This is a genomic window from Marinobacter sp. CP1 (assembly GCF_001266795.1).
GTDB lineage: Bacteria > Pseudomonadota > Gammaproteobacteria > Pseudomonadales > Oleiphilaceae > Marinobacter > Marinobacter flavimaris.
The window spans coordinates 3,540,452-3,563,785 of the sequence record NZ_CP011929.1 but is presented as its reverse complement, the minus strand read 5'-3'; the positions used below and the strand labels follow the sequence as shown (position 1 = coordinate 3,563,785).

The window sequence follows — 23,334 nt, the reverse complement described above, 5'->3', positions numbered from 1 at the left end:
ACAATCTCGTAAGGTGCTGATTTAATTGAAACCAGGAAACTGATCAACAGGAAAGTCTACCAGCCGATCCGGAGAAGTGATAGAACAGGGCCACGTCCGGCCATGCTGTAAGTAACCGTTAGCATTAGGCCAATTGGAAAACACCACCAGCCGTAAGTCGCAAGGAGCACAGGGACTGATGAGGTTCGAGCCAAAAAAACTAGAGATCCCGACGACGATCCATGGGCGGCTAGTGCCTTCCCACTGAGCGACACAGGTGAGCGCCTGACCAATCTTGTAAAGCAAGCAGAAGGCCCAGCCGTCATTTCTCTTACTGCCCCCTGGGGAACAGGCAAGACCAGCTTTCTCGACATGTGGACGGTATCACTCCGGTCACAGGGCGCAAAAGTCGTTAAATTCAGCGCATGGGAGGTTGACTACACTCAAGATGCCCTCGTTGCGTTGATTCAGGAGCTCAGCGGCCAGCTGTCCGATGACCACGCCAGTTCCAGATCAATTGAGCAGATTAAATCGAAAGGCGGCGAGCTGCTCAGGCACGTAGGCCCTCTGGCAGTGAAGCTGTTAACCAGTGGCTTAGTTGACATCGAGGGTGTCGATGACCTCTCGGAGAAGCTTGTCGAAAAAAAACTGGCGGATCACGAGAACGCAAAACTTTCCGCTAGCCGGTTCCGCGACTCTCTTCACGCCTACGCCAAAAAACTCGAGGAACAGGAAAGCGGCTTTCCTCTGATCATCATCGTGGACGAGCTTGATCGCTGCAGGCCGACCTATGCTGTTGAGCTTCTGGAATCCATCAAGCACTTCTTTAATGTTGACGGCATTGTTTTCGTAATCGGCGTCGATATCGCCCAGCTTGGAGAAACCGTCAAAGGCCACTACGGTCAGGGCTACGATGGCCACCGGTACCTGAACAAGTTTTTCCACCTGCAACTAAAGCTTCCCGAGCCGAACGTCGATGCTTTCTGCCGCAACACGATCACAAGACTAGGCATGGCAGACATATTCGAAGGCAGGGGCCTCCAGAATACTGCCAGAAATTCCTTTTCTGCTGATTTCATTACACGCCTTGCAACATCCTACGAACTTTCTTTGCGCGACATCGAAAGGCTGCTGCTCGAATCGGGAGCTGTGTACTCAGCAAACTCGAATATTCCCCCGCTGCTCTCGAGAGTTATTCTGTGGTTGCTCGTGCAAAAGCAACACGACCCGAAGTTTTTCGAATCACTCCTAAACCAAAAGGTAACTGCCGACGAGGTGTGGGAGGCAATCGCTCAAAGGTCCAAGCTGTTATTCCGTGAATCTATTGGAGAGGAGGCATATTTCAGGGCGGTGCTGACCCTTGTGCTTGACGGGCAAAGTGGATTGTCGAGGCTTCACCGGAGATCCAAAGAACTCGTTGAGGAGGATAACGCGCATCATACCCAGGTGACCTACTGGACTCCAGTTCTGAGCGCAGCAACTGATCTTGTGAGCAAAAACTTCCGTTCGAATTTTCTGGATACTGTAGGAGCGACGCTTAGCTTGCTTGGCTATCGTCCTAATTCGGATTCGGCACCTTATGGACATTAATCGCGTGGGGTGTTTTGTCAGGGTAGCGACGCCGTTACGCCTGTGTCTCATCGGGGACGGGCGTAACGGCATATTCAACGCTGAAAGCTCACTGCATTTCAGTGCGCTGTTCGACTAACCCTCATTAACCAATTTTTTATAAGTTCGGATATCCGGCCAGTATCTGGGGAGGTAGGATGTCAAAGTATTCTCTTCGTATGAATTGATTTTTTGGGCCAAAACCTCCTCTAAAGCCCACTCCATGTGTTTACTTAAAACCCCTTCCTTCCGATGGAACTCACGTAAGTACGAGTGTGTCACTTCCTCACCATTCTCACGAATTATATAAACGCCTCCGTCGGCGTAGAGCATTCCTTCATCCACATTCATCATTCGGAAGTACTCTTCAGCGTACTCAGCATCAGTATCCGAAAAGTACGCCTCCGAACCTTTCAACCTACAACGGTACTCCACAATTGTGCGGTCGTACTGATCTGTTTCTTCGCTCCAAGAGGTATCTTCGCAAATGGGGCGATTTTCAAGGGCCTTACCTACCGTAATTGTCTGCTCCATGATGAATGGAGCATCTTTTACGGCGCCGACTTCACCGCAGGCCGTGAGCACTGCAGAAGAAACAACTATGGCTGCAAGCTTTGTATGCAGATTCATATTCTCGTCCTTTTTGATAGTGTATATCGGATGCCACGATCTCTGAAAAATGCTCAAATATCCCGCAACTAATGCGAAAGATCGGTTATTCCTAACGTTTATCCATAGAAACAACCAAAATGACCTCTATAAAGGTCTGATCGTATCCACTAGAGCGTGGTGTGTCCAACTCAAAAACCTAAGAATTTGCGTCAAGTTCACGACACTCAAGGATGTCGTAATGAAGACGGAAGAGGCTGTTAGGGTTGGACTGGCGTTCGGAAGAGCCGTTAAAATCAAGCGCGTCGAAATCGGCTTAACCCAAGAGGACTTCGCTGAAAAAACCGGTCTTGCCAGATCCTTCGTCTCCGGTATCGAACGGGGTGCAGCGAAGGCTTCGACCGTGACGGTCTGGAGACTGGCAGATGGATTAGGCTGCCTTCCATCGCAGCTATGGCAAGTGGCAGAACGGCTCTATATATCAAGCCCCAATGCCACAGACGTTAGCCCTGGCGAAAGTTAGTTCAAACCTCATTTGCTTGGCTCTTTGTCCCTCCCACCTGACAAGATACCGCCTGCATTCTGCTCCAAAGCCCCGGCATTGCCGTTGCGTCAGCGGCAACTTGAGGCGCCTGGTTCAGTGTAGGGTAGAACTCCTCCATTACGTCCGTCAGGTCATCATCGAAGTCAAACTCTCCATTATCGAAACCTTTTGCCGCCGCAGCATCTAGCGCCGCCTGATCAATCCCACCCTCAACTTTTTCTCGGGCATTCTCCTTGGCTTCACCCACCGCTTCCTCCAAAGCCCCCCCCCCCTCTTATAACCAAATCAACATAGTAAATCGGCGCTCGATGACTCTGAGCTGTACTCTTACCTCGTAACTTCAATTCCAACGGCATGTACGCCAATAGACCACCAGAGACTGCTTGGTAGTAGCTCAACCTGGCGGCGAGCGTACGTATGCTGTTGTACCCGGTCGTGCGGAAGATGAAGGTTCCGAGATCATCGTCGTCACCGATCTTGACGTTCAGACGGCCATAGGGCTTGCACAACCCCCCTTTGCCAAATTCACAGAGCGTTGGCCCAGGGCATGGCAAAGACTGCACTCCTGATTGCGTCAGGCGCTTACAGGTGTCGCCGTTGCCGACACACATGGGTCGCCCGCTTTTGCGGTCGAACATTGTGTACTCAGCCCGTAGATTGAGATCCGCATCGTTGAAGAGCATTCGCACCGGGATCGTACGCAGCTTTCCGTTGGGAGCCTCCTTTCTCAGTTCCTCATCTATGGGATGAAGCACCCAACCATCCTTTTCTTGGATTTGAGAGGTGATGGTGAATTGATCGTCTTTCTTAGGTAGTCGGATACCGTTCTTTTCAACGACCCGACCGATGCTAATACGCCCCAGTACGGGAGGCGTGATGGCTAAACCTTTAATCATGATGACTCTCCTGAAAAAACGGCCACGGGCACTCGTCACGCCCGCGTGGCCAATGGGGTATTCATGCTTGGATGAGGAATCGACGGCTTCCTGGCTTCTTCAGTGGGTATTGCTCCAATAGTTCTGGCTTATCCTTCAGGAGCTGCTTCACGTTGAGGCCCACGGAATCCTTGCTGCGTTTCCAGCTCACGCTGCCACTTGAAAAGATTGCCTTTGAGGCTTCGCCCATCTGGCTCTCGATTCGCTGTTTCAGGTGGGATTCAGTGGATTTGAGAATTTCCATTTCCGAACGGATTGCCAGCAGCTCGTCGAAAGCATCGGACAGCTCCTTGCTTTGGCTGAAGTCCAGGGTCTCCCCTCTGTCCACCGGGTAAAGATGGCGCAATGCACGTTCTGCAGAGTCCGTCCCGTCAACCGGTGGCGGCGTATCTGTTTCCACGAAATCCCAGAATTGCCGCTCCAGCACGTACAGCGCCTTGATGAGCTCTTCATTCCGCTCAATGCGGTAGGTCTTCAATTCCTGGCCGCACATCAGCACACACACGTCTGCCGCCTGCTTGCCCGTGACGGCCAGCTGGTGCTGAACCTGGCACTGGATGTAATCCGGCACACCCTCTTTCCAAAGACGTGAGCCGAACTCCCCTGCCGTTTTGCACTCCAGGATCTGCACGTCATCATCGGCCACGACTGAGTAATCCAGGTTGGCCAGCATCCAGTGCTTGTCGGGATCAGGGTGCTGAAGCACAGCATTCACCCGGCGAACCTTGCGGCCGGTCTGCTGGCTATACTGCTCAGCCACAATCGGTTCCAAGATATGGCCCCAGTAGACTGGCGACGCGGGATCGTCCGAATCCGGTTTTGGTAGGCCTGCGTCTCTGCCGGTCTTAATCATCCAGAGTTCAAGCTGCGACTGATAAGGATTCATGCCAACGGCTGCTGCGGCATCACTACTACCAACGCCCTGCTTGCGGACCTTCAGCCATTCATCCCGGCTTAGGCCTTTAGTGGAGACCAAGCGCAATGCTGGTCGCTGTTTCGGAACTGTGTTTACACTCATGCCCATGGTGTTTTCCTCCGGACATAAAAAAGCCCACCAGAGCGTCAGGCTCCGGTGGGCTTTATGGCGGTTTTGCGATTTGTAGGATTGGCTCAGGCCACAAGTGACATCGCCTGCTCCAATGCGCGGTTCTTCAAGGCCGCACCGGTCCCAAACCAGGCGGAATCCAACCGGTGGTCCACAGTCTTGGCCCTGCGTTGGTGATCGATGAATTCCGTCACAGCATTCAGCAACCCATAGGCCGTGCCTTCAGATGAAGCCAAAGTGGCTCCCATGCCCTCTCCTTCATAGAGGGATAGTGCTTTGGCCATGGATCGCTCGTTAGTTTTACCAACACCACTCCCGGAATCATCGGTGAATACCTTCAGGAAGTAGTTCCTGGCCTCAGCAGTCTTCACCTTTCGCTCACTTAGGGTCTTCAGGCCATACATGAATTGGTCCCAGCCTGAGACCGAGATTCCGAGCTGTTTCTTCACCAAATCAGCATCGAAGGCAGTGTTGTGCTTAACCTTCACGGCGTTGGCCGTTGAGCCTTTCAGGGCGACCGCTAGAGTGTTATTGCACACCACACGGATACTGGTGAACTGAGCAGTGGTTGCCATAGTGCCGTCGCAGGCCGTGGCCAATAGCACGTAGGCATTAGTCTGGTCGTTGCCTTTGAGCATGCCAGATTGACCAGTGCGGGCCAGTGCCCACATCTTGCGACCACCTTTCAGCACACCGGCGGTTTCCAGCTCAAAACCAGACACCTCTGTCAGGTCCCTGTAGAACTCCAGGATTTCCTCAGGCTGGACCACTTTGAATCGATTACCAACGACCGATAACGGCGCCTTTGTATCCGAGCGGTAAAGTACTTTGGAATCTGGGTAGGAGAGGATCTCCCCGAGTGGTCCACCCGAGTTCGCCACGAAGCGAACCGGGCTTTCCTTTATCGTCCAGTCCAAACCGGCTTGCTTTGCCCAGACCTCCAAGGGCTGATTGGACGTCAGTTCATTCCCCAGGCCATGCCAAGGGGTTTGGCCTACGTAGGCCATTTGTTCGATGAGGTGAGCCATGCTTGTGCTCCTTAGAAATTTATTATGAAAATTAAAGACTTTCCCGTGGAAGTGATCTTTTCACCCGAGGGAGACCGACCGCGCCCTTGGGAAGTGGAGTTATCGCCCGGGGGAGCCAGGGTCATCGCTGAAGGAGTAGCCGCAGTCGAGGCAACGGTAGTTGTCGAGCACCCGTTCATCCAGAACGTCGCCGAGAATTACGCCAGCGGAAGCGCCCGTCGCGCCCCCCAGCAGAGCGCCAATGACGGCACCGCCGATACCGCCCACGGTCGCACCGACGGGACCGGCAACGATCCCAAGGGCAGCGCCCGCTTGGGCACCAGCTGTGGCAGCCGCATAACCACCATAGGTACCGGCAGAAGCACCGACCACACCGGCAGTTTTCTTGCCGTAGTTATTCCTGCCAATACGCCCTGACAGGCAGTTGGGGCATTTTTCAGACATCGGGAATTACCTCTGTGAATTGGGAGGGAAGGCATTGTTATTGCCGTGGTTCACAGGAGTGATATAGGTCCGAAAACTTTTGGGATGGGCAGTTTCACTGCTACGACTGCTACGCGTAGCGGTCGTAGCAGTGGTTCGAGCCTTTTTATTCTTTTCCTTTTTCTCTTAACTCTGAGCTACCTGACCTTCCTGGAATACTCTGGAATATCTTTGGAATAACAATGCGTTACGAACGTATGCCGATTTATGCTTTTACTCAGATTGTTGAGGAGGCATTCCATGACCAGTACATCCAAACGAAAAATTCGATTCATTCGGCTGAAAGCGGTGATCGAAAAAACCGGCCTGTCTCGCGCATCAATCTATAACCGGCTCAAGAAGAGCTCCAAGTACTACGACGCAGCTTTTCCGAAACAAATCCGGATCGGAGGTGGAGCAGTGGCGTGGATCGAAGATGAGATCGAAGTTTGGATGGAGCTCCAGATTGAGAAATCAAGATGTAAATGACCTCACAAAATAAGGGTGATGCCTATGCAACAGAATGAAAAATTTCCGAGACGCTTGGCCGCAATACCGGGGCAGCAAACTTTGTTTGAACGTTACAGCGGACTACCAGACCTGTCGCGGTTGGGCCTGATCGGAGATGCCGTCAATGAGGCGCTCAAAGAGGTACAAGCTCCTCCTCCCTTAACACTACTTGTATGTCTTGTTGCGGCCTCAACTGCGACTCAATCCCTGTACGACGTTGAACGACCAGCGGGAGGGCAAACATCCCTGTCGCTTTATGGACTATTGATCGCCGACTCTGGCGAGAGGAAATCAAGCTTAATCAATTACTTCTTTAAACCAATTCAAGAGGCAGAGATAGCGGCGGAAAAGGAGCACCAAAAACGGATATTACAGTGGCAACGAGACTTCCAGATTTGGGAGATTCACCGCAAGGAGTTGAAAAAAAGACTCAGCAAAGCAATCGAACGCGACATTGTCCTAGCCATGAATGAGGAGAATACAGATGACTAGCCCAAAGACTGAAAAAGTTCGTCATCTTTACTACGACCACCTGCAAAATGAACCACCCAAACCGCGAGGGCGCCAGACGATCTACGACGACACAACTGTGCAGGGCTTACTTAAGGGAATGCATCAGAACACAAAAAACGTTTGCGTCCTGGCCGACGAGGGAACGGGTACCCTCAACCAGTTGGTCACTCCTGGGATGTCAGCACTGAACTCTTCTTGGAGTGGAATGCCCATTAAAGTCGAACGAAAAACCTCTGAGTCCTTCACTCTCAGCGGGCAGCGGATGGCTTTCCTGCTCTCAATTCAGCCCGGCCCATTCCAAGAATATCGAGACCGCAAATCTGACCTAGCCAAAGCGGCAGGTTTGTGGGCACGAACCCTAGTGTGCGGACCGCTTTCAACGATAGGTTACAGACAGATATCGCGTGACAAAAAAGCCAGCTCGGGGCCGGCGCAATATTTTACGCGGATCCGCGAGCTGATCGAAAAATCCTTCGCATACGAGGGTGACTGACTATGAAGAACCTCCTGAAATTAGGTGATCGTGCTGCAGACCTATGTGTCGCTATCAGCAACGAAATTGAGGTCAATATGAGGCCTGGCGGTATCTATGCCAATGCAACGGATCACGCATCCAAGCTCATGGAGAATATAGTCCGGGTGGCGGGGATATTACACGCTGTGAACAACGAGAACGGTGATATCAGCTATGAAACGTTGGATGCCGCCGTTCATATATGCGTATTTTTCTCAAATGAATACATGATGATTTTCGATCACACCCCGAGTCACGTCGTCAATGCCATGATTCTTAACGATTGGCTAACAAGTAATGTCCGTAGCCGAAATCAGCGATATATCCCAAAGAGACACACCAGGCAGTACTGTCCTTCAGCAGTGAGGAAACCGGCGCAATTCAGGGACGCGCTAGAATACCTTGAATGTAGCGGATACATTCGAGTTTTCGTTGATGAGAAGAACAGGCATCTAATCGACACGATGCCTAATCTTCCAGCATAAAGAGGACGCCTAATTTAACGGTCTGAATTTCCCGGAATTCAGGCCGTATCATCAGTAAACAAGCGAATTCAATTCTGGTACTTATTCTATTACGTTATTAGAAGATACATAAATAAATAGATAGAGAGAGACAGAGATAATATGACATACGTACACGAATCATTAGACACCATCAAGGATCTAGATGATATAGCAACACTATCAAAAAAGATCGCCAAAGGAGAATCATTATCACGACCAAGCAAACGAGAGATAGTAAGACTTCTGGGTATCTCAGAGGAGGGATTATCTATTGACGCCCCACTCTATGGGATGAACCCCTATGTAGAGGCATTCTTTTCAGCAAAAACTTCAACTATATCACCATTTGTTATAGATCAGGATGTAAAAAAACTTCTTTCAGGAAACTTAGATGACAATAAATTTTTCAACGACTTTTACCAGTCGTTAAAGGATTACGCCTCGACTAAAGATTTTAAGCGCATTATAAGGCGCAACCGAAAATTAGAGTTAAAAAGAGAAAATAGCTGCTCCAAATATATTGATGCTCATCTAAAAAAGTACGCACGAATTGTAGTTGTTAGAATTGACCTACGTCTAAGGATCGACCCATACAAAGTCAACTTCATTAGTGATTTACTTAACGACATGACAGGATTTTGGAGCCGACTCCGCAGAGATTTGAGAGAGTCTAAAAAAATACCTAATCCGGAAGGCTTTATAGGGAAACTGGAGCATGGACATTATCGTGGTTATCATTTTCACGTTATGCTTTTTTTCGATGGATCAAAGCATCAGAAACACGTCACCTTAGCCAAAATGATTGGAGAACACTGGAAACACGAGGTAACAAAGGGTCAAGGAGGATACCACAATTGCAACGCAACCGACCCTTCGGGCTATAAATATTATGGAATTGGACGTGTAGAGCACTGGGATCTCGACAAAATCGACAATCTTAAATTCGCGGCCTACTATTTAGCAAAAACAGACTACTCTTTGAATGCTTTGAACAATCAAGGCCATCGGACTTTCTTTCGAGGAATGATGCCAAAAGAAAAAGATAAACGTGGCAGAAAAAGGAAAAAATGACTACCTATTTAATATAGAAGTCCAGGACCCAAAATTTAATCAGGAAATAAGCCTAGTTCCTTATAAACTCACTAATGTGTTTCGAGATTGCTCCCCATTTTTTGGTCGTAAAAACACTCAATTCTTTTTCCACCCAAACCCAAAAGGCTCCAGCATCTTGGCGCCTATTTTCAAAAGCTTCATCAAATTCTGGGCAAGCATTTTTTTGAGCATAATACGACCGGTTGCGGTTGTGTAAACTCGCGTCATGGTCGATTTCTACCAACCTATTAACGATATCTAATAGATTTATCCGTCCATCCTTAGAATCACCAAATATTCCCTTTCGGTAAGCTGACCAAGTGCCGACTGCGATATCAAAGGCACTCTTCAACTTTTGCTTGTTTCTTATGCGCAAGTATACGGAAAGCTCTTCCTTGATTATTTCTTTTGAGATTCCTTTTCTATCGCCTTCTTCGTTATAGGCCTTATATTCAAAAGCAATCCTATTCAAATCTTTCACTGACCTACTAACCCAATCGCTTGAAAGTATATCTTTTAACTGCCTTTTACTAAAATACGATCCACCGGATAAAATATCAGCCTCTCGTTCTGCGACCCACAAGTCTGCGAGAGTGACATCGAAGGACATCTCATCTAATAACTTTACCGAACCTCCAGGCTGTTCTCCCACCTTAAACTCCGAGAAAACATACAGTTGTTTCGATGAGTAATACCGATTACCGAATGACCGAACACTAAAAGAGTCAGTGTTTCCTCTCGTAATTACAGGCATTGGGGCTGTTATTTCAATCGAAGTTCTTTTCTCGTCACCATCACTGTAATTAACATTAACAATAACTTTATTATAACTCGCGTCTGCAACTCCCTCAGACCACGATACTCTCGCTTTGCCGTTTTTCTCAATATCCGTGAGTGTGGAGGCTTCTAATTTAATCAGGGGATTGAACACGTCCAATGCGCAGTAAGTGCAAGTAATAACCTTACCTTGTCGATCAAGGTAAAGAGTCTTCATATAAACTCGGTAGTGTGGAGGACAATACGTCCACACGCCTGTCTTCGCCTCAGCCAATGCATCGAAGAAACTACCTTTTTCTTCGTCCCATAATTTCTTGAGATATTCAACGTCAGCCAGATCTTCCTGGCTCTTATAGCTTGGATCACCCGCTGACGAATGCACTGTTCAATTACCTATGCCGATGTGAAAGAGTTTCCGTATATGAGCGCCCAGCAAATCCCAAGCTTCTTTCTTTTCAGGGCCATAACTGTGACGCTGGTACACTCGTTTCACTTTATTCTCTTCAGTATGGTTGAGGCAACGTTCAGCCACCTCGGGTATCACTCCCTGCGCGGTCATTATTGTTGCCCCTGTTCGCCGGAGATCATGTGGGGTCCACTTTCCACCCGAAAGAACGAGTGCTTGAGCTTTTGAGCTTCGCCCCTTATTTGGCTCTTTACCGGTGGGAAGCTGTCGATCACGAATTTGCTTAGTGATTGATTTGGGACAGACTGGGCCGGTATCGGATGAGTTCGGATAACACCATCGAGAATCCCCGGATAGCTTTTCCAAGTCTTTAAACCAAGCCACAGCGAAACTGGATAAAGCAATCTCGTGCGGCTTACCATTCTTACTGTTTTCCGCAGGAATCTTCCAAACTCCCTGTTTTAAATCCACATCGACCCACTTCGCTTTAATCAGCTCACCGATTCTGCAACAGGTTGTCAGCATGATCCAGATAGCGATTGAGGTGGAAGGCAGCATTTGCGCATCGGGAATCTGGTTAGCCAATGCTTTTATTTCATCATCAGTCAGCACCCTGTCGCGCTCTACCTCTTTGCCTCCAATTTTTGACTTTCGGATACTGGCTGTGGGGTCGTACTCGATCAAATCTCGATCAACTGCAAAACGAAACATCTGCCGGATTAGGCTCAGTGTTAGCTTCGCCATGCGGGTCACACCGCGACTAAGCTGCGCATCGACGACCTCTGTGACATTACCCTTTTTGACGTCTTCAACCGCAAGCTGACCAATTTTAGGAAGCACGTCCTTTTCAAAGAGCCTACGAACCTCTGCACCGCCATCTTTCCGGTTTTTAAGGTCAATATCCGCCCAATGTTCGAAAAGCTCTTTCACTGTCTTACGGGCGGCCTGGCGTGCCTTTTCTGCTTCTGCGGCCTCTCGCTCAGCCAGCAGCCTGGCCATCTCCGCCTCATGTGCGGCCTTACGTGCATCTTCCTCCGCTTCCAAATACTCCCTCAAATCCCGAATGCCAGCCTGATATAAGCGAGATAGCTCACCGGCCTTCGTTCGCGCTTCGCGCAAGGTTAAGCCATCTTTACCTGACTGGTCGTAGTTGCCTACAGGGAGGAAAACCCGTTCACCTTGCGAATTGGTATATCGGAAGTAAAACAGCCTATCTCCGCTTTTCAGAATACGAGCCATAAAACGCCCACAGCCTCTTGGAGCATCCTCAGTCAACCAGACAGACTTGCCTGGCTTGGAGTTCATCTGCTTATCTGTAATCGTTCCCATTACCATCCACTTAGTTGAGGCCGGATTCTCGTCACCGTTTGGTCACCGTTTCTCGATCGCTTAAACTGGATGGTATTGGATTCCGTTAGAAAACACAAAATGGAAAAATCAATTAAATCAGCGAGAAAGGCTTTTGGGGTGGATTGGATTAGACCCTATTGGATGGCCATGTACCTTTATGGGGTGCAAGGGGTCGTAGGTTCAAATCCTACCGTCCCGACCAGATTCCGACAAAAAGCCCGGGCCGAAAGGTCCGGGCTTTTTGTTATAGGCACTTACTCGGCAAACGAACCCGTAAATTCAATTTTGCCGCGCGCGAGACGCAACCTGCCCTTTCGCTCAAGCTCTTTGAGCAGCCTGCTTATCACCTCTCTCGCTGTGCCGAGCTCAATGGCAAGCTCCTGGTGGGTGATGGTGATTGCGCGGTGCCCGGCTCTTGCCTCAAGCCAGTGAAGAAGTCGTTCGTCCATTCGCCTGAACGCAACCTCCTCCACCAGCAGCATCAGATCGTTCAGGCGGCGACCGTAAGACTCCATTATGCCCAGCCGGAAATCGGCGGACTGGTCCATGAGCCGATCGAACAACCCCCTGGGCACCATCAACACTTTGGCATCCTCCTCAACCACGGCCTCTGCGCGAAAGCCGTCACCGGTCATCAGGCACCCGATCGAGAGCGTGCAAATGTCATCCGCGCCCATCCGGTACAGGACGATGCTATTCCCCGACAGCCCTGTCATCTGAACCTTTACACTGCCATGGAGCACCAGTGGAAGGCCCTGACACGGATCTCCCGCTCTAAAAAGCACCTTTCCATGCTCAAATTGAATCGCCTGCAGTCCGTTCAGAGCGTCCCGCCGAAGGGATTCCGGCAATGTTTCAAGAATGCTGTGTTGCAACGTCAGTTTTTCCATAGTTAACGAGACTAGCTTATCCAGTGCTTTTCCTTGTGTGACTTTATCACTGAACAGCCCGGGAGCAGGCGTTAGAGTGGCCTTACTGCCTCAAATCAACCAAGGAGAATGGATCATGAGCATCAATATGGGATCTGCGGACCGTATCATACGCGCCATTGTCGGCATTGTACTTCTGGCGCTCGTATTTGTGGGCCCACAAACCGCCTGGGGCTGGATTGGCATCGTTCCTCTGGCCACTGCCGCAGTGGGCAACTGCCCCGCCTATTCAATTCTGGGCATCAAGACCTGCAAGAAGCAATAAACCTGCAGGCATAAAAAAACCGGGGCAGCTTCTCGCTATCCCGTTTTTTCTTCAAAGCTTCGGAAGCATTATTTGACCGGCGCGTTGAGAACCTCGAGCACCTCTTCCAGCTCTGTAATCATCTGCCGGATCAGCTGCTTGTACTGGGAGGTATCGTCTTTCACCTCGTGACTGCTCAGCTTCTGCTTCGCGCCACCGATAGTGTAGCCCTGGTCATAGAGAAGGCTACGAATCTGGCGGATGGTAATAACGTCCGCCCGTTGATAGTACCGACGGTTGCCCCGACGCTTTACCGGCGACAGCTGCGGAAACTCCTGCTCCCAATACCGCAGGACGTGTGCTTTCACAGCACACAGCTCCGCTACTTCACCAATGGTGAAATAACGCTTCCCCGGAATGGTGGGAAGTTCGTTGTTATGACTGGGTTCCAGCATACGCTTCTACTTTTTGCTTTAGTTTTTGTCCCGGGCGAAACGTAACGACACGCCGTGCACTGATCGGAATCTCTTCACCGGTTTTCGGGTTCCGTCCCGGCCGCTGCTTCTTGTCCCGCAGATCGAAGTTACCGAAACCCGACAGCTTCACCTGCTCGTTGTGGCTGAGAGCGCCTCTGATCTCATCGAAAAAAGCTTCTACCATTTCCTTGGCTTCGCGTTTGTTCAGGCCCAATTCCTCGTACAACCGCTCCGCCATTTCCGCTTTCGTCAAAGCCGCCATCTCTCAACTCCTCAGTGTTGCCCCCAGCTCTTCTTTCAATGCGTCGATCACACCGTTGAAGAGCGAATGCACTTCATCCTCGTTCAATGTACGTTCGGGGTGCTGCCAGAACAGACTCAGAGCCAGGCTTCGGTTACCCTCACCCAGACTCTCGCCCTCATAGACATCGAACGCACGCAACGCTGTCAGCTGCTCGCCGGCATGCTTTCTCGCTACACGCTCCACATCGGCGAACGCTACCTCGCTTCCGATAATAATAGCCAAATCCCGACGAACTTCCGGGAATTTTGAAATTTCTTTGAAATTAGGCACATATCCGGTAACGATTGAATTCAAGAATAGCTCAAACATCAGGATCGTGCCATTAAGTTCAAGATTTTTCTGAACTTGTGGATGCAGAGTCCCCAGCCAGCCCACGTGCTCGCCGTCGCGCATGAGTTCTGCAGTCTGTCCCGGGTGCAGCGCAGGATGCTGGCTGCCAACAAAATGGATCTCAATGCCCAGCAGACTGAACAGACTCTCCAAATCCCCTTTTACATCAAAGAAATCCGCGGTTCTGCGACCGTTTGCCCAGTTTTCAGGATACTGGCTGCCAACCACCACACCGGCCAACATCGGTTGTTGATCAATCCGCTCGCCCTCCTGGAGGAAGCGCAGACCGGTTTCGAACAGACGTATGCGCGGCTGCTGGCGATTCTGGTTATGGGCCACGGTTTTCAACAAGCCACTCCAGAGGCTGGTACGCATCACCGACAGATCCGAAGAAATCGGATTGGCCAGCGCGATGCCCTGACGATCGGGGTCCACCAGTTGCTGAACCTTAGGATCGACAAAGCTGTAGGTCACCGCCTCCTGGTACCCATGATCCACAAAGAAGTTGCGGATGGCCGATACCGGGCGAACAGCTTCCTGCTCCGGGCGCAGACCGAGTGAGCCCGTAGGCTCGGTTACAGGCAGATTGTTGTAGCCATAAATTCGACCGACTTCCTCGATCAGGTCTTCTTCAATAGAGATGTCCGGGCGGAAGCTGGGCACACTGACACGCCAGCCGTCTTTCAGGAGCTTTTCCACCCGCAGGCCGAGCCTGGTCAGGATCTCCTCGACGGTGGTGCGATCAATTTCCATACCCAGAACATCGTTAAGCCGGCGGGATCGCAGGTCGACAACCCGATCCTCGGGAATATCCTCATCGCTGGCAACTTCGACGATTTCGCCAGGCTCACCACCAACGATGTCCATCAGCAACCGGGTGGCCCGCTCCATCGCATCCCGCGCCAACTTGTAGTCAACACCTCGCTCGAACCGGTGCGATGCGTCAGTGTGCAAACCATAGTGACGAGCCTTGCCCGCCAGCGTAATCGGATCGAAGTAAGCGGATTCCAGCACCAGGTCCCGCGTTTTCGGACTGACTCCGGAATGCTCACCGCCCATGACACCGGCAATGGCAATCGGCTTCTCATGATCCGCGATCACCAGCGTTCCCTGGGTGAGCTCGACCTCCTGACCATCCAGCAGAACGAGCTTTTCACCAATTCGCGCCATGCGGACAACGATCCCGCCCTGGATTTCGTCACGATCGAAGGCGTGCATGGGCTGGCCTAGTTCCAGCATGACGTAGTTGGTGACATCCACGGCGGCATCAATGGAGCGAATACCTGAACGGCGAAGCTTTTCCTGCATCCACAGGGGCGATTCCGCCTGCAGGTTCACATTGCGCAGAATACGGCCAAGGTACCGCGGGCAGCCTGCCGGCGCCTCCACCCGGATATCAGGCACTTCAGAGTGCACCGATTCCACGGGCTCGATTGCCGGGCTGTTGACCAGCATGCTGTTCAGAACACCCACTTCACGGGCGATACCCTTGATAGACAGGCAATCGGCGCGATTCGGAGTCAGATCCACATCAATGGTGACATCGTTCAGCTTCAGGTAATCGGCCACGTCCTGCCCCACCGGTGCGTCCGCCGGGAGCTCCATCAGGCCATCGTGATTATCGGAGAGCCCAAGCTCTGACTCGGAACAAAGCATGCCCTCAGAAGGCTGACCGCGAAGCTTGGCCTTCTTGATTTTGAAATCACCGGGCAGAACCGCCCCCACCACGGCAAAAGGAACCTTCATACCTTCACGGACATTGGGAGCGCCACAGACCACCTGAACCTCGGAGGCACCATCACTGACCTGGCAAACCCGCAGCTTGTCTGCATCAGGATGTGGCCCTACTGACTGAACTTCTCCAACGACCACGCCGCTGAATTGACCGGCCACCGGCTCGAAACCGTCCACTTCCAGACCTGCCATGGTGATCTGGTCCATTAATTCCTGGGTATCGATTTGCGGGTTAACCCACTCGCGCAGCCACTGTTCACTGAATTTCATGGTTATTGCCTTGTCCTGATGCGGTTATGCCTGTTTGATTGGATGCCGTGATCTTGCCGGTTAACGGAACTGGCGCAGGAAGCGCAGATCATTTTCGAAAAACATACGCAGATCGTTCACGCCGTAGCGAAGCATGGCCAGGCGCTCTACCCCCAGACCGAATGCGAAGCCACGGTATTCCTCGGCATCGATTCCGCAATATTCAAACACCTTGGGATGCACCATTCCGCAACCCATGACTTCAAGCCACTTGATGCTGCCATCGGCTTCCCGACCCCATTCAATGTCCACTTCTGCGGAGGGCTCCGTAAACGGGAAATAGGAGGGCCGAAAGCGGACCTGAAGGTCCCGCTCAAAGAACACTCGCAGGAATTCTTCAACAGTACTTTTGAGATCCGCGAAGCTGACATTTTTCTCGACCAGCAACCCCTCCACCTGGTGGAACATGGGGGTGTGCGTCATATCCGAATCACAGCGGTAAACCCGGCCCGGGCAGATCATCCGGAATGGTGGCTTGCCCGCTTCCATGGTTCGAATCTGTACCGGCGAAGTGTGAGTTCGCAGCAGGGTGCCCGGGTTAAAATAGAACGTATCGTGCATCGCGCGAGCAGGGTGATGGCCAGGGATGTTGAGGGCCTCGAAGTTGTGGTAATCGTCTTCGATCTCGGGCCCCTGCTCGACGGTATAGCCGGCCCGGGCGAAGAAATGCTCGATCCGCTGGAGGGTGCGGGTAACCGGGTGCAATCCACCCAGGTCCTGACCACGGCCAGGCAGAGTCACATCAATGGATTCACTGGCAAGTTTCTGCTCGATGGCGGCACGTTCAAGATCGCTTCGCCGGGCATTGATGGCTTCTTCGACCTGCCCCTTGGCTTCATTGATTTTCTGGCCGGCGGCAGGGCGCTCCTCAGCAGAAAGCTTGCCCAGAGTTTTCGCCTGCTGGGTAATCACACCCTTCTTGCCAAGATACTCAACACGAATTTGATCAAGTGCCTGCAGGCTGTCGGCGCTATCAACTGCTGCCAGCCCGTCCTGAACCAGTTGCTCCAGGTTTTCCATTGACCCTGCTCCAAACCAGAAATGGAAGTGCTTAAAAACGTAACTTCAAAAACAAAAATAGGGGAAGAGCGTGCCCTTCCCCTATCAGGAGGCGCCGTCATGAAATCATGAGACGCCCATATCGATCAGCAATCGATGAAAGAGCTAAGCGATCACAGGGACGCTTTGGCCTTCTCAACAACAGCGGCAAACGCCTGCTGCTCGTTCATGGCCAGATCGGCCAGAACCTTACGATCGATTTCAACGTTAGCCTTTTTCAGACCAGCGATCAGACGGCTGTAAGACAGACCGTTAGCGCGGGCACCAGCATTGATACGGGCAATCCACAGAGCGCGGAAAGCACGCTTGCGGTTACGACGGTCACGGTAGGCGTACTGACCGGCCTTGATAACCGCTTGCTTGGCTACACGGAATACCCGGCTACGAGCGCCGTAGTAACCTTTGGCCTGATTGAGAATCTTTTTGTGACGACGGCGTGCGACCACACCACGTTTTACACGAGCCATACTTTAATCCTTCTACCTGTACTTTCTAAGGAATGATACTCGCGGCTGGATCAGCACGCGGTCATACGCTTGATAGATGCAACATCCGACTTGGCGATGAGCTTGGTGCCGCGCAGCTGACGCTTACGCTTCGGGCTCTTCTTGGTCAGGATGTGACTGGTGAAGGACTGCTTGTGCTTGAAGCCGGTGGCGGTTTTCTTGAACCGCTTGGTGGCTCCGCTTTTGGTTTTCATCTTAGGCATTTTTTAAAACTCCGCATTCTATTTTTAAATAAACAATAATGTGCCCCTGAACGACAAATCCCCCGCATGCGCGGGGGACAAGCACCCGATCAGGTTCACTTCTTCTTGCGGGGCGCCACAACCATGGTCATCTGCCGGCCTTCCATTTTCGGCCGCATCTCTACCTGGGCAAGCTCTTCAATATCTGCTTCTATGCGCTGCATGAGCTGCATACCAATTTCCTGGTGTGCCATCTCACGGCCACGGAAGCGGATAGTGATTTTGCCGCGGTCCCCGTTTTCAAGGAAACGTACCAGGTTGCGTAGTTTGACCTGATAATCCCCTTCTTCAGTTCCTGGACGGAACTTAAGCTCTTTGACCTGCGTCTGCTTCTGCTTTTTCTTGGCAGCCGCCTTGGCCTTCTTCTCGTCGAAGATTTTCTTGCCGTAGTCCATTATCTTACAGACGATCGGATCGGAATCCGTAACCTGGACCAGGTCAAGAGATGCCTCTTCTGCTTGCTTGAGAGCATCCTCTATTGGTACTACACCGACCTGATTGCCTTCTGCGTCAATCAGTCGGACTTCGGTTGCGTCAATATTCTCATTGATAGGCGCCTTTGGTGTGCGCCCACCCCGATTCGCTCGCTGTTTAATAATCAGATCTCCGTCTTTGTTTTGCCCTTGCGTTCAACATCTTCACTTAAGAATTGCTCAAACGCTTCAAGCGATAAAGTTCCCAAATCTTCGCCCTTGCGGGTTCTCACCGCAACGGCGTTGTTGTCGACTTCTTTGTCACCGACAACGACAAGGTAGGGAACCTTGTTAAGAGTATGCTCGCGGATTTTAAAGCCGATCTTCTCGTTTCTCAAGTCAGCATTAACCCTATAGCCCAAAGAATCCCACTTTTTCGCCAGATTCTGACAATAATCACGCTGATTATCGGTGATATTGAGGATAGCCACCTGAGTCGGCGCCAGCCAGGTCGGGAATGCACCTTCGTATTCCTCGATCAGGATACCAATAAAACGTTCAAAGGATCCCAATACCGCCCTGTGCAGCATGACCGGGGTCTTCCGCTCGGAATTATCGGCAACATACTGCGCACCCAGACGACCCGGCATCGAGAAGTCCACCTGAATAGTGCCACACTGCCATACCCGTCCGATACAGTCTTTCAGCGAGAACTCGATTTTGGGTCCGTAGAAGGCGCCTTCGCCTGGCAGCAATTCCCAGTCTACCCCTTCGCGATTCAACGCTTCTTCCAGGGCGGCTTCCGCCTTGTCCCAGACCTCATCGGAGCCAACCCGTTTTTCCGGACGGGTTGAGAGCTTGTACAGGATTTCGGTAAACCCGAAGTCTGTGTAGATCTCGTGCAGCATTTCAATAAATGCCGAGACTTCCTGCTGAATAGAATCTTCTTCGCAGAAAATGTGGGCATCGTCCTGGGTAAAGCCCCGAACACGCATCAGTCCATGCAGCGCCCCGGAGGCCTCGTTCCGGTGGCAGGAGCCGAATTCCGCCAGTCTCAGGGGCAGATCCTTGTAGCTTTTCAGACCCTGGTTGAAGACCTGCACGTGGCAGGGACAGTTCATGGGCTTGATGGCGTAGTCGTGCTTCTCCGACTCGGTGGTGAACATGTCGTCCTTGAACTTGTCCCAGTGCCCTGACTTCTCCCACAGGGTCCGTGACACCACCTGTGGTGTCTTGATCTCCTTGTAGCCATGCTCCTGCTGCTTGCGGCGCATGTATTGCTCAACTTCCTGATACAGCGACCAGCCATCCGGGTGCCAGAAAACCATGCCCGGTGCTTCTTCCTGCATATGGAACAAGCCAAGCTTCTTGCCGACCTTCCGGTGATCCCGCTTCTCGGCCTCTTCCAGACGGTGCAAATAGGCTTTGAGATCTTTCTTGTTACCCCAGGCGGTTCCGTACACGCGCTGAAGCTGCTCATTGCTGGTGTCGCCACGCCAATACGCGCCGGCCACCTTGGTCAGTTTGAAGGCCTTCAGCTTGCCGGTGCTGGGAACGTGGGGACCGCGGCACAGGTCGATAAAATCGCCCTGGCTGTAAAATGAAAGGTCCTCATCGCCGGGAATGTCCTGAATGATACGGACCTTGTATTCTTCGCCCATATCCTCAAAGAGCTTGATCGCCTCATCGCGGGACATGATGGAGCGAGAAACCGGCAAGTCCTGTTTGGAGAGCTCTTCCATCCGCTTCTCGATCCGCGCCAGATCCTCATTGGTGAACGGGCGGTCGTACTTGAAGTCGTAGTAGAAGCCATTGTCGATAACCGGGCCAATGGTGACCTGGGCTCCTGGAAACAGTTCCTGGACAGCCATGGCCATCAAGTGCGCCGTAGAATGGCGAATGATATCAACGCCGTCTTCATCACGCTCGGTGACGATTGCCAGCTCGGCATCGTTTTCGATGCGATAACTGGTGTCCACGAGCTGGCCATCCACCTTTCCGGCAAGGGCGGCTTTGGCAAGGCCAGCGCCGATATCGGCGGCGACATCATGAACGGTTACGGGTTCGGCAAAACTGCGATGGCTACCATCGGGCAGGGTTACGACGGGCATGAAAGGCTCCTGTTGGTTACTCAGCGGTGATCTATACCAGAGACCACATGGTGACGGCACGGCGCGATACAAACCGCGGGCCGCTTCGAGGCGAAGTCTAACAGAAAAAAACCCGGCAGGTTAATGCCGGGTTTGCACGGACAGGTGTGGCGTCAGGCTGGCTGGCCGGCGGCTTCCTCCCTGGCCCGCCGACGCAACTGACCAAACGCCAGAAGGCCGAGTAACACCAGAGCAGGAATGAACATCAGCTCTTTTGGCGGCCGTTCCAGGTCAACCTGCACGGCATCGATGGTCCAGCCAAACTGGATGCCAGCATCCTCCGCCGGGCTACCGAAACCAACGAAGTCTACCGCCATCTTTTCGCCATCCGGGCTGAGTTCAAGGCCGGCGTCCATCAGACGTTGCTCGGGCGTGTCGCCAGCGGGAATCTCAAGCCGCACATAGGTGGTCACCTCGTCGCCGTCAATCGTCATCCCGGAAGCCTTCAGGACAATCGGTTTGTCTGCTGGCACATCCTCAACATACTCCATGATCTCGGCGCCGGGCCGATCTGCCGTGGGCGGGTAAACCATATCCCACCAGAAGCCGGGCCGGAACATGGTGAACGTAATCAGCAGCAATAACAGCGATTCCCACTTATAGCTCTTGGTAAACCAGAACCCCTGCGTGGCCGCGGAAAAGACCAGCATCGCAGTGACTGCACTGAAGATCGTAACCAGCAGGTCAAACCATCCGGTCAACCCAATGAGCAACAACTGGGTATTGAAAATAAACATGAACGGGAGGATCGCCGTACGGATGTCGTAGGTGAAGCCCTGGATACCCGTTCGTATGGGATCGGCGCCGGATATGGCAGCGGCGGCATAAGCCGCCAACCCCACGGGCGGCGTATCGTCCGCCAGAATGCCAAAGTAGAACACAAACAGATGCACCGCAATCAGCGGCACGATCAGCCCATTCTGGGCGCCCAGAGTGACGATTACCGGCGCCATCAGCGTGGACACAACGATGTAGTTGGCAGTGGTCGGCAAACCCATGCCGAGGATCAGGCTGATAATGGCCGTGAAGATCAGCATCAGCAGCAGGTTGCCGCCAGACAGGAACTCGACAAATTCGGTCATCACCAGGCCAATACCGGTCAGGGTAACCGTACCCACCACGATACCGGCGGTGGCAGTTGCCACGCCAATACCCACCATGTTTCGGGCACCGGTGGCGAGCGAATGCGCAAGATCAAACACGCCATCCTTGAACGCAGTGAGGAAGTTGCCGTGCTTGTAGAAAAAGGCCTTCAACGGTCGCTGTGTAACAACAATGAAAATCATGAACAGCGTGGCCCAGAACGCCGACAGCTGTGGCGAGAAACGCTCAACAGTAAGGCACCAGACCAGCACTACAACGGGCAGAAGAAAGTACAGCCCGGTCTTTACAGTTGGGCCAACCGGCGGCAATTCGCCCATGTCCTTATCCGGATCGTCTTCCTCGAGTTCCGGAAATCGGGTGGCATAGCCAACCAGGCCGATATAGATCAGCACCAGCAAAGGTGCCAACACCCACATCGCCGCTTCACCGAAAAGCGTTTTCGTCCAGCCGATCCCGTAATACACCACCAGGGTCAGCACACTCAGGCCGATGAGGATAACGACCCAATTCAGCATCCGCTGGGCAAGAGTCGGCTTGTTGAGACGCTCAATGCCCTGCATGTTCAGCTTGCAGGCCTCAAGGTGCACGATATAAATCAGTGCCACATAGGAAATCATCGCAGGGAGGATGGCGTGCTTGATGACCTCCAGGTAGGAGATACCCACATATTCGACCATCAGGAAAGCGGCCGCGCCCATGATGGGAGGTGTCAGCTGGCCGTTGGTTGATGCGGCCACTTCCACTGCGCCGGCCTTGGTAGCCGGAAAACCAACCCGCTTCATCAGCGGAATGGTGAACGTGCCGGTAGTGACGACGTTGGCAATAGACGAACCGGAAATAACGCCGCTTAAACCACTGGAAACCACCGCAGCTTTGGCGGGACCACCACGCATATGCCCCAACATGGCATAGGCGACTTTAATAAAGTAATTACCGGCGCCTGCTCTCTCAAGCAGCGCGCCAAACAACACGAACAGAAAGACGAAGCTCGTGGAAACCCCAAGTGCAACGCCAAACACGCCCTCAGTGCCCAACCACTGGTGCGACGCCAGCTTACTGAGGCTCACGCCTTTATGGGCAATCACATCCGGCATATAGGGGCCGGCAATCGAGTATGTGATGAAGACCGCAGCAACGATAGTCAGCGGGAGCCCGAGCGACCTACGCGTGGCTTCCAGCAAAAGCACGAGACCGATAAGCGCAACCCACAGATCCTGGGTGATCGGCGCGCCGGGCCGCGTTGAAAGCTCTTCGTAAAAAACGTAGAGGTATGAGGCGCAGAAAGCGGCAACAAGCGCCAGAATCCAGTCATAGATGGGGACGATATTTACATGCCGCCCCTTGATCATCGGGAAGGCAGAAAACGCCAGGAAAACGGCAAACGCAAGATGGATCGAGCGCGCTTCCGTGGAATTAAAGATTGCGAAATTGAAGATATAGGGCAGCGGTGACGCAATCCAGAGCTGAAACAACGACCACACCAGGGGAACGATAAAAAGAATAACCGCAGCATATCCGCTGGTCGCCCTGCCCCCGGTTTCAGTCTGCAGGATCTGGTCTACATTACTGCTACCACCAGCACCAGCTCCGTTAGCCGGATCGCTCGTCGCCATAAATTAGTCCCGTACGTAAAAATCAATCTCTGAAAGGGCGTCA

The 23,334-nt window shown here is 52.2% G+C and carries 24 protein-coding genes and 1 pseudogene; 8 read left to right on the top strand and 17 right to left on the bottom strand.

The annotated features are described in order from the left end of the window. Positions 1–243 precede the first annotated feature (243 nt). Positions 244–1,569 carry a P-loop NTPase fold protein gene (locus tag ACP86_RS16440; protein WP_082220576.1) on the top strand — a complete coding sequence of 442 codons (1,326 nt, stop codon included), beginning with the start codon at positions 244–246 and terminating at the stop codon, positions 1,567–1,569. Between the two features lie 114 nt (positions 1,570–1,683). Here ACP86_RS16440 and ACP86_RS16435 read toward each other — a convergent pair whose 3' ends face one another. Continuing rightward, positions 1,684–2,217 carry a hypothetical protein gene (locus ACP86_RS16435; RefSeq protein WP_053114802.1) on the bottom strand — a complete coding sequence of 178 codons (534 nt, stop codon included), beginning with the start codon at positions 2,215–2,217 and terminating at the stop codon, positions 1,684–1,686. A gap of 220 nt (positions 2,218–2,437) precedes the next feature. Between ACP86_RS16435 and ACP86_RS16430 the strand changes: the two genes are divergently transcribed. Further along, a complete protein-coding gene (locus ACP86_RS16430; RefSeq protein WP_053115552.1) occupies positions 2,438–2,719 on the top strand; it encodes a helix-turn-helix domain-containing protein in 282 nt (93 codons plus the stop codon). Position 2,720: 1 nt separating this feature from the next. Here ACP86_RS16430 and ACP86_RS16425 read toward each other — a convergent pair. The 4 genes and pseudogenes from ACP86_RS16425 to ACP86_RS16410 all read right to left on the bottom strand — a co-directional run bounded on the left by ACP86_RS16425 (position 2,721) and on the right by ACP86_RS16410 (position 6,192). Then, positions 2,721–3,636: pseudogene (locus ACP86_RS16425) on the bottom strand (hydrolase or metal-binding protein). Positions 3,637–3,697: 61 nt separating this feature from the next. Beyond that, entirely contained in the window at positions 3,698–4,693 is a 996-nt protein-coding gene (locus ACP86_RS16420) for a lambda-exonuclease family protein (RefSeq protein WP_227507739.1), read from the bottom strand. A gap of 92 nt (positions 4,694–4,785) precedes the next feature. Continuing rightward, positions 4,786–5,748 carry a DUF932 domain-containing protein gene (locus tag ACP86_RS16415; protein ID WP_053114800.1) on the bottom strand — a complete coding sequence of 321 codons (963 nt, stop codon included), beginning with the start codon at positions 5,746–5,748 and terminating at the stop codon, positions 4,786–4,788. A 99-nt stretch (positions 5,749–5,847) separates the two neighbouring features. Next, positions 5,848–6,192, bottom strand: a complete 345-nt coding sequence (locus ACP86_RS16410) for a hypothetical protein (RefSeq protein WP_053114799.1) — start codon at positions 6,190–6,192, stop codon at positions 5,848–5,850. Positions 6,193–6,471: 279 nt separating this feature from the next. On the opposite strand from ACP86_RS16410, the gene ACP86_RS16405 reads away from it, so the two are divergent. From ACP86_RS16405 to ACP86_RS16385, 5 genes are all read left to right on the top strand, one after another. Further along, a complete protein-coding gene (locus tag ACP86_RS16405; RefSeq protein WP_053114798.1) occupies positions 6,472–6,699 on the top strand; it encodes an AlpA family phage regulatory protein in 228 nt (75 codons plus the stop codon). A gap of 24 nt (positions 6,700–6,723) precedes the next feature. Beyond that, the gene (locus ACP86_RS23520) at positions 6,724–7,212 is read left to right on the top strand and encodes a DUF3987 domain-containing protein (RefSeq protein ID WP_053114797.1); all 489 of its coding nucleotides are present in this window, start codon (positions 6,724–6,726) and stop codon (positions 7,210–7,212) included. Then, positions 7,205–7,726: a DUF3987 domain-containing protein gene (locus tag ACP86_RS23515; protein WP_053114796.1), complete on the top strand. Its 522-nt coding sequence runs from the start codon at positions 7,205–7,207 to the stop codon at positions 7,724–7,726. Before ACP86_RS23520 ends, ACP86_RS23515 begins: the two co-directional genes overlap by 8 nt. A gap of 2 nt (positions 7,727–7,728) precedes the next feature. Further along, positions 7,729–8,232, top strand: coding sequence for a DUF3987 domain-containing protein (locus tag ACP86_RS23510; protein ID WP_053114795.1), 504 nt, complete (start codon positions 7,729–7,731; stop codon positions 8,230–8,232). A gap of 141 nt (positions 8,233–8,373) precedes the next feature. Further along, positions 8,374–9,324: an inovirus-type Gp2 protein gene (locus ACP86_RS16385; protein ID WP_053114794.1), complete on the top strand. Its 951-nt coding sequence runs from the start codon at positions 8,374–8,376 to the stop codon at positions 9,322–9,324. A 52-nt stretch (positions 9,325–9,376) separates the two neighbouring features. Here the strand turns inward: ACP86_RS16385 and ACP86_RS16380 are convergent, their stop codons facing one another. The 3 genes from ACP86_RS16380 to ACP86_RS16370 form a co-directional block, all read right to left on the bottom strand. Continuing rightward, positions 9,377–10,504, bottom strand: a complete 1,128-nt coding sequence (locus ACP86_RS16380) for a hypothetical protein (protein WP_053114793.1) — start codon at positions 10,502–10,504, stop codon at positions 9,377–9,379. Between the two features lie 3 nt (positions 10,505–10,507). After that, positions 10,508–11,857, bottom strand: a complete 1,350-nt coding sequence (locus ACP86_RS16375; protein ID WP_053114792.1) for a tyrosine-type recombinase/integrase — start codon at positions 11,855–11,857, stop codon at positions 10,508–10,510. A gap of 275 nt (positions 11,858–12,132) precedes the next feature. Continuing rightward, entirely contained in the window at positions 12,133–12,753 is a 621-nt protein-coding gene (locus ACP86_RS16370) for a Crp/Fnr family transcriptional regulator (protein WP_227507738.1), read from the bottom strand. A gap of 130 nt (positions 12,754–12,883) precedes the next feature. Here ACP86_RS16370 and ACP86_RS16365 point away from each other — a divergent pair, with 130 nt between their 5' ends. Then, entirely contained in the window at positions 12,884–13,072 is a 189-nt protein-coding gene (locus tag ACP86_RS16365; protein WP_053114790.1) for a DUF2892 domain-containing protein, read from the top strand. A 68-nt stretch (positions 13,073–13,140) separates the two neighbouring features. Here ACP86_RS16365 and ACP86_RS16360 read toward each other — a convergent pair whose 3' ends face one another. The 9 genes from ACP86_RS16360 to ACP86_RS16320 all read right to left on the bottom strand — a co-directional run bounded on the left by ACP86_RS16360 (position 13,141) and on the right by ACP86_RS16320 (position 23,291). Beyond that, the gene (locus ACP86_RS16360) at positions 13,141–13,506 is read right to left on the bottom strand and encodes a MerR family transcriptional regulator (RefSeq protein ID WP_008170477.1); all 366 of its coding nucleotides are present in this window, start codon (positions 13,504–13,506) and stop codon (positions 13,141–13,143) included. Beyond that, positions 13,487–13,789, bottom strand: coding sequence for an integration host factor subunit alpha (gene ihfA / locus ACP86_RS16355; protein WP_007151838.1), 303 nt, complete (start codon positions 13,787–13,789; stop codon positions 13,487–13,489). Before ihfA ends, ACP86_RS16360 begins: the two co-directional genes overlap by 20 nt. A gap of 3 nt (positions 13,790–13,792) precedes the next feature. After that, entirely contained in the window at positions 13,793–16,165 is a 2,373-nt protein-coding gene (gene pheT, locus ACP86_RS16350) for a phenylalanine--tRNA ligase subunit beta (protein WP_008170483.1), read from the bottom strand. A gap of 60 nt (positions 16,166–16,225) precedes the next feature. After that, complete coding sequence (pheS, locus tag ACP86_RS16345) at positions 16,226–17,224, bottom strand: phenylalanine--tRNA ligase subunit alpha (RefSeq protein ID WP_008170484.1); 999 nt, start codon at positions 17,222–17,224, stop codon at positions 16,226–16,228. Positions 17,225–17,376: 152 nt separating this feature from the next. After that, positions 17,377–17,730, bottom strand: a complete 354-nt coding sequence (gene rplT / locus ACP86_RS16340; RefSeq protein WP_008170485.1) for a 50S ribosomal protein L20 — start codon at positions 17,728–17,730, stop codon at positions 17,377–17,379. Positions 17,731–17,780: 50 nt separating this feature from the next. Further along, entirely contained in the window at positions 17,781–17,972 is a 192-nt protein-coding gene (gene rpmI / locus ACP86_RS16335) for a 50S ribosomal protein L35 (protein WP_007151842.1), read from the bottom strand. Positions 17,973–18,067: 95 nt separating this feature from the next. After that, positions 18,068–18,613, bottom strand: a complete 546-nt coding sequence (infC, locus tag ACP86_RS22220; RefSeq protein WP_075267677.1) for a translation initiation factor IF-3 — start codon at positions 18,611–18,613, stop codon at positions 18,068–18,070. Next, complete coding sequence (gene thrS / locus ACP86_RS16325; RefSeq protein WP_008170491.1) at positions 18,610–20,535, bottom strand: threonine--tRNA ligase; 1,926 nt, start codon at positions 20,533–20,535, stop codon at positions 18,610–18,612. Before thrS ends, infC begins: the two co-directional genes overlap by 4 nt. Before the next feature lie 152 nt (positions 20,536–20,687). Further along, positions 20,688–23,291 carry a TRAP transporter permease gene (locus ACP86_RS16320; RefSeq protein ID WP_008170492.1) on the bottom strand — a complete coding sequence of 868 codons (2,604 nt, stop codon included), beginning with the start codon at positions 23,289–23,291 and terminating at the stop codon, positions 20,688–20,690. Positions 23,292–23,334: the final 43 nt, after the last annotated feature.

Bases quoted from the DNA above. Each gene is read 5' to 3' on its own strand.
- ACP86_RS16435 (WP_053114802.1), bottom strand. From the start codon at position 2,217: ATGAATCTGCATACAAAGCTTGCAGCCATAGTTGTTTCTTCTGCAGTG.
- ACP86_RS16430 (WP_053115552.1), top strand. From the start codon at position 2,438: ATGAAGACGGAAGAGGCTGTTAGGGTTGGACTGGCGTTCGGAAGAGCC.
- ACP86_RS16420 (WP_227507739.1), bottom strand. From the start codon at position 4,693: ATGAGTGTAAACACAGTTCCGAAACAGCGACCAGCATTGCGCTTGGTC.
- ACP86_RS16415 (WP_053114800.1), bottom strand. From the start codon at position 5,748: ATGGCTCACCTCATCGAACAAATGGCCTACGTAGGCCAAACCCCTTGG.
- ACP86_RS16410 (WP_053114799.1), bottom strand. From the start codon at position 6,192: ATGTCTGAAAAATGCCCCAACTGCCTGTCAGGGCGTATTGGCAGGAAT.
- ACP86_RS16405 (WP_053114798.1), top strand. From the start codon at position 6,472: ATGACCAGTACATCCAAACGAAAAATTCGATTCATTCGGCTGAAAGCG.
- ACP86_RS23520 (WP_053114797.1), top strand. From the start codon at position 6,724: ATGCAACAGAATGAAAAATTTCCGAGACGCTTGGCCGCAATACCGGGG.
- ACP86_RS23515 (WP_053114796.1), top strand. From the start codon at position 7,205: ATGACTAGCCCAAAGACTGAAAAAGTTCGTCATCTTTACTACGACCAC.
- ACP86_RS23510 (WP_053114795.1), top strand. From the start codon at position 7,729: ATGAAGAACCTCCTGAAATTAGGTGATCGTGCTGCAGACCTATGTGTC.
- ACP86_RS16385 (WP_053114794.1), top strand. From the start codon at position 8,374: ATGACATACGTACACGAATCATTAGACACCATCAAGGATCTAGATGAT.
- ACP86_RS16375 (WP_053114792.1), bottom strand. From the start codon at position 11,857: ATGGGAACGATTACAGATAAGCAGATGAACTCCAAGCCAGGCAAGTCT.
- ACP86_RS16365 (WP_053114790.1), top strand. From the start codon at position 12,884: ATGAGCATCAATATGGGATCTGCGGACCGTATCATACGCGCCATTGTC.
- ACP86_RS16360 (WP_008170477.1), bottom strand. From the start codon at position 13,506: ATGCTGGAACCCAGTCATAACAACGAACTTCCCACCATTCCGGGGAAG.
- ihfA (WP_007151838.1), bottom strand. From the start codon at position 13,789: ATGGCGGCTTTGACGAAAGCGGAAATGGCGGAGCGGTTGTACGAGGAA.
- pheT (WP_008170483.1), bottom strand. From the start codon at position 16,165: ATGAAATTCAGTGAACAGTGGCTGCGCGAGTGGGTTAACCCGCAAATC.
- pheS (WP_008170484.1), bottom strand. From the start codon at position 17,224: ATGGAAAACCTGGAGCAACTGGTTCAGGACGGGCTGGCAGCAGTTGAT.
- rplT (WP_008170485.1), bottom strand. From the start codon at position 17,730: ATGGCTCGTGTAAAACGTGGTGTGGTCGCACGCCGTCGTCACAAAAAG.
- rpmI (WP_007151842.1), bottom strand. From the start codon at position 17,972: ATGCCTAAGATGAAAACCAAAAGCGGAGCCACCAAGCGGTTCAAGAAA.
- thrS (WP_008170491.1), bottom strand. From the start codon at position 20,535: ATGCCCGTCGTAACCCTGCCCGATGGTAGCCATCGCAGTTTTGCCGAA.
- ACP86_RS16320 (WP_008170492.1), bottom strand. From the start codon at position 23,291: ATGGCGACGAGCGATCCGGCTAACGGAGCTGGTGCTGGTGGTAGCAGT.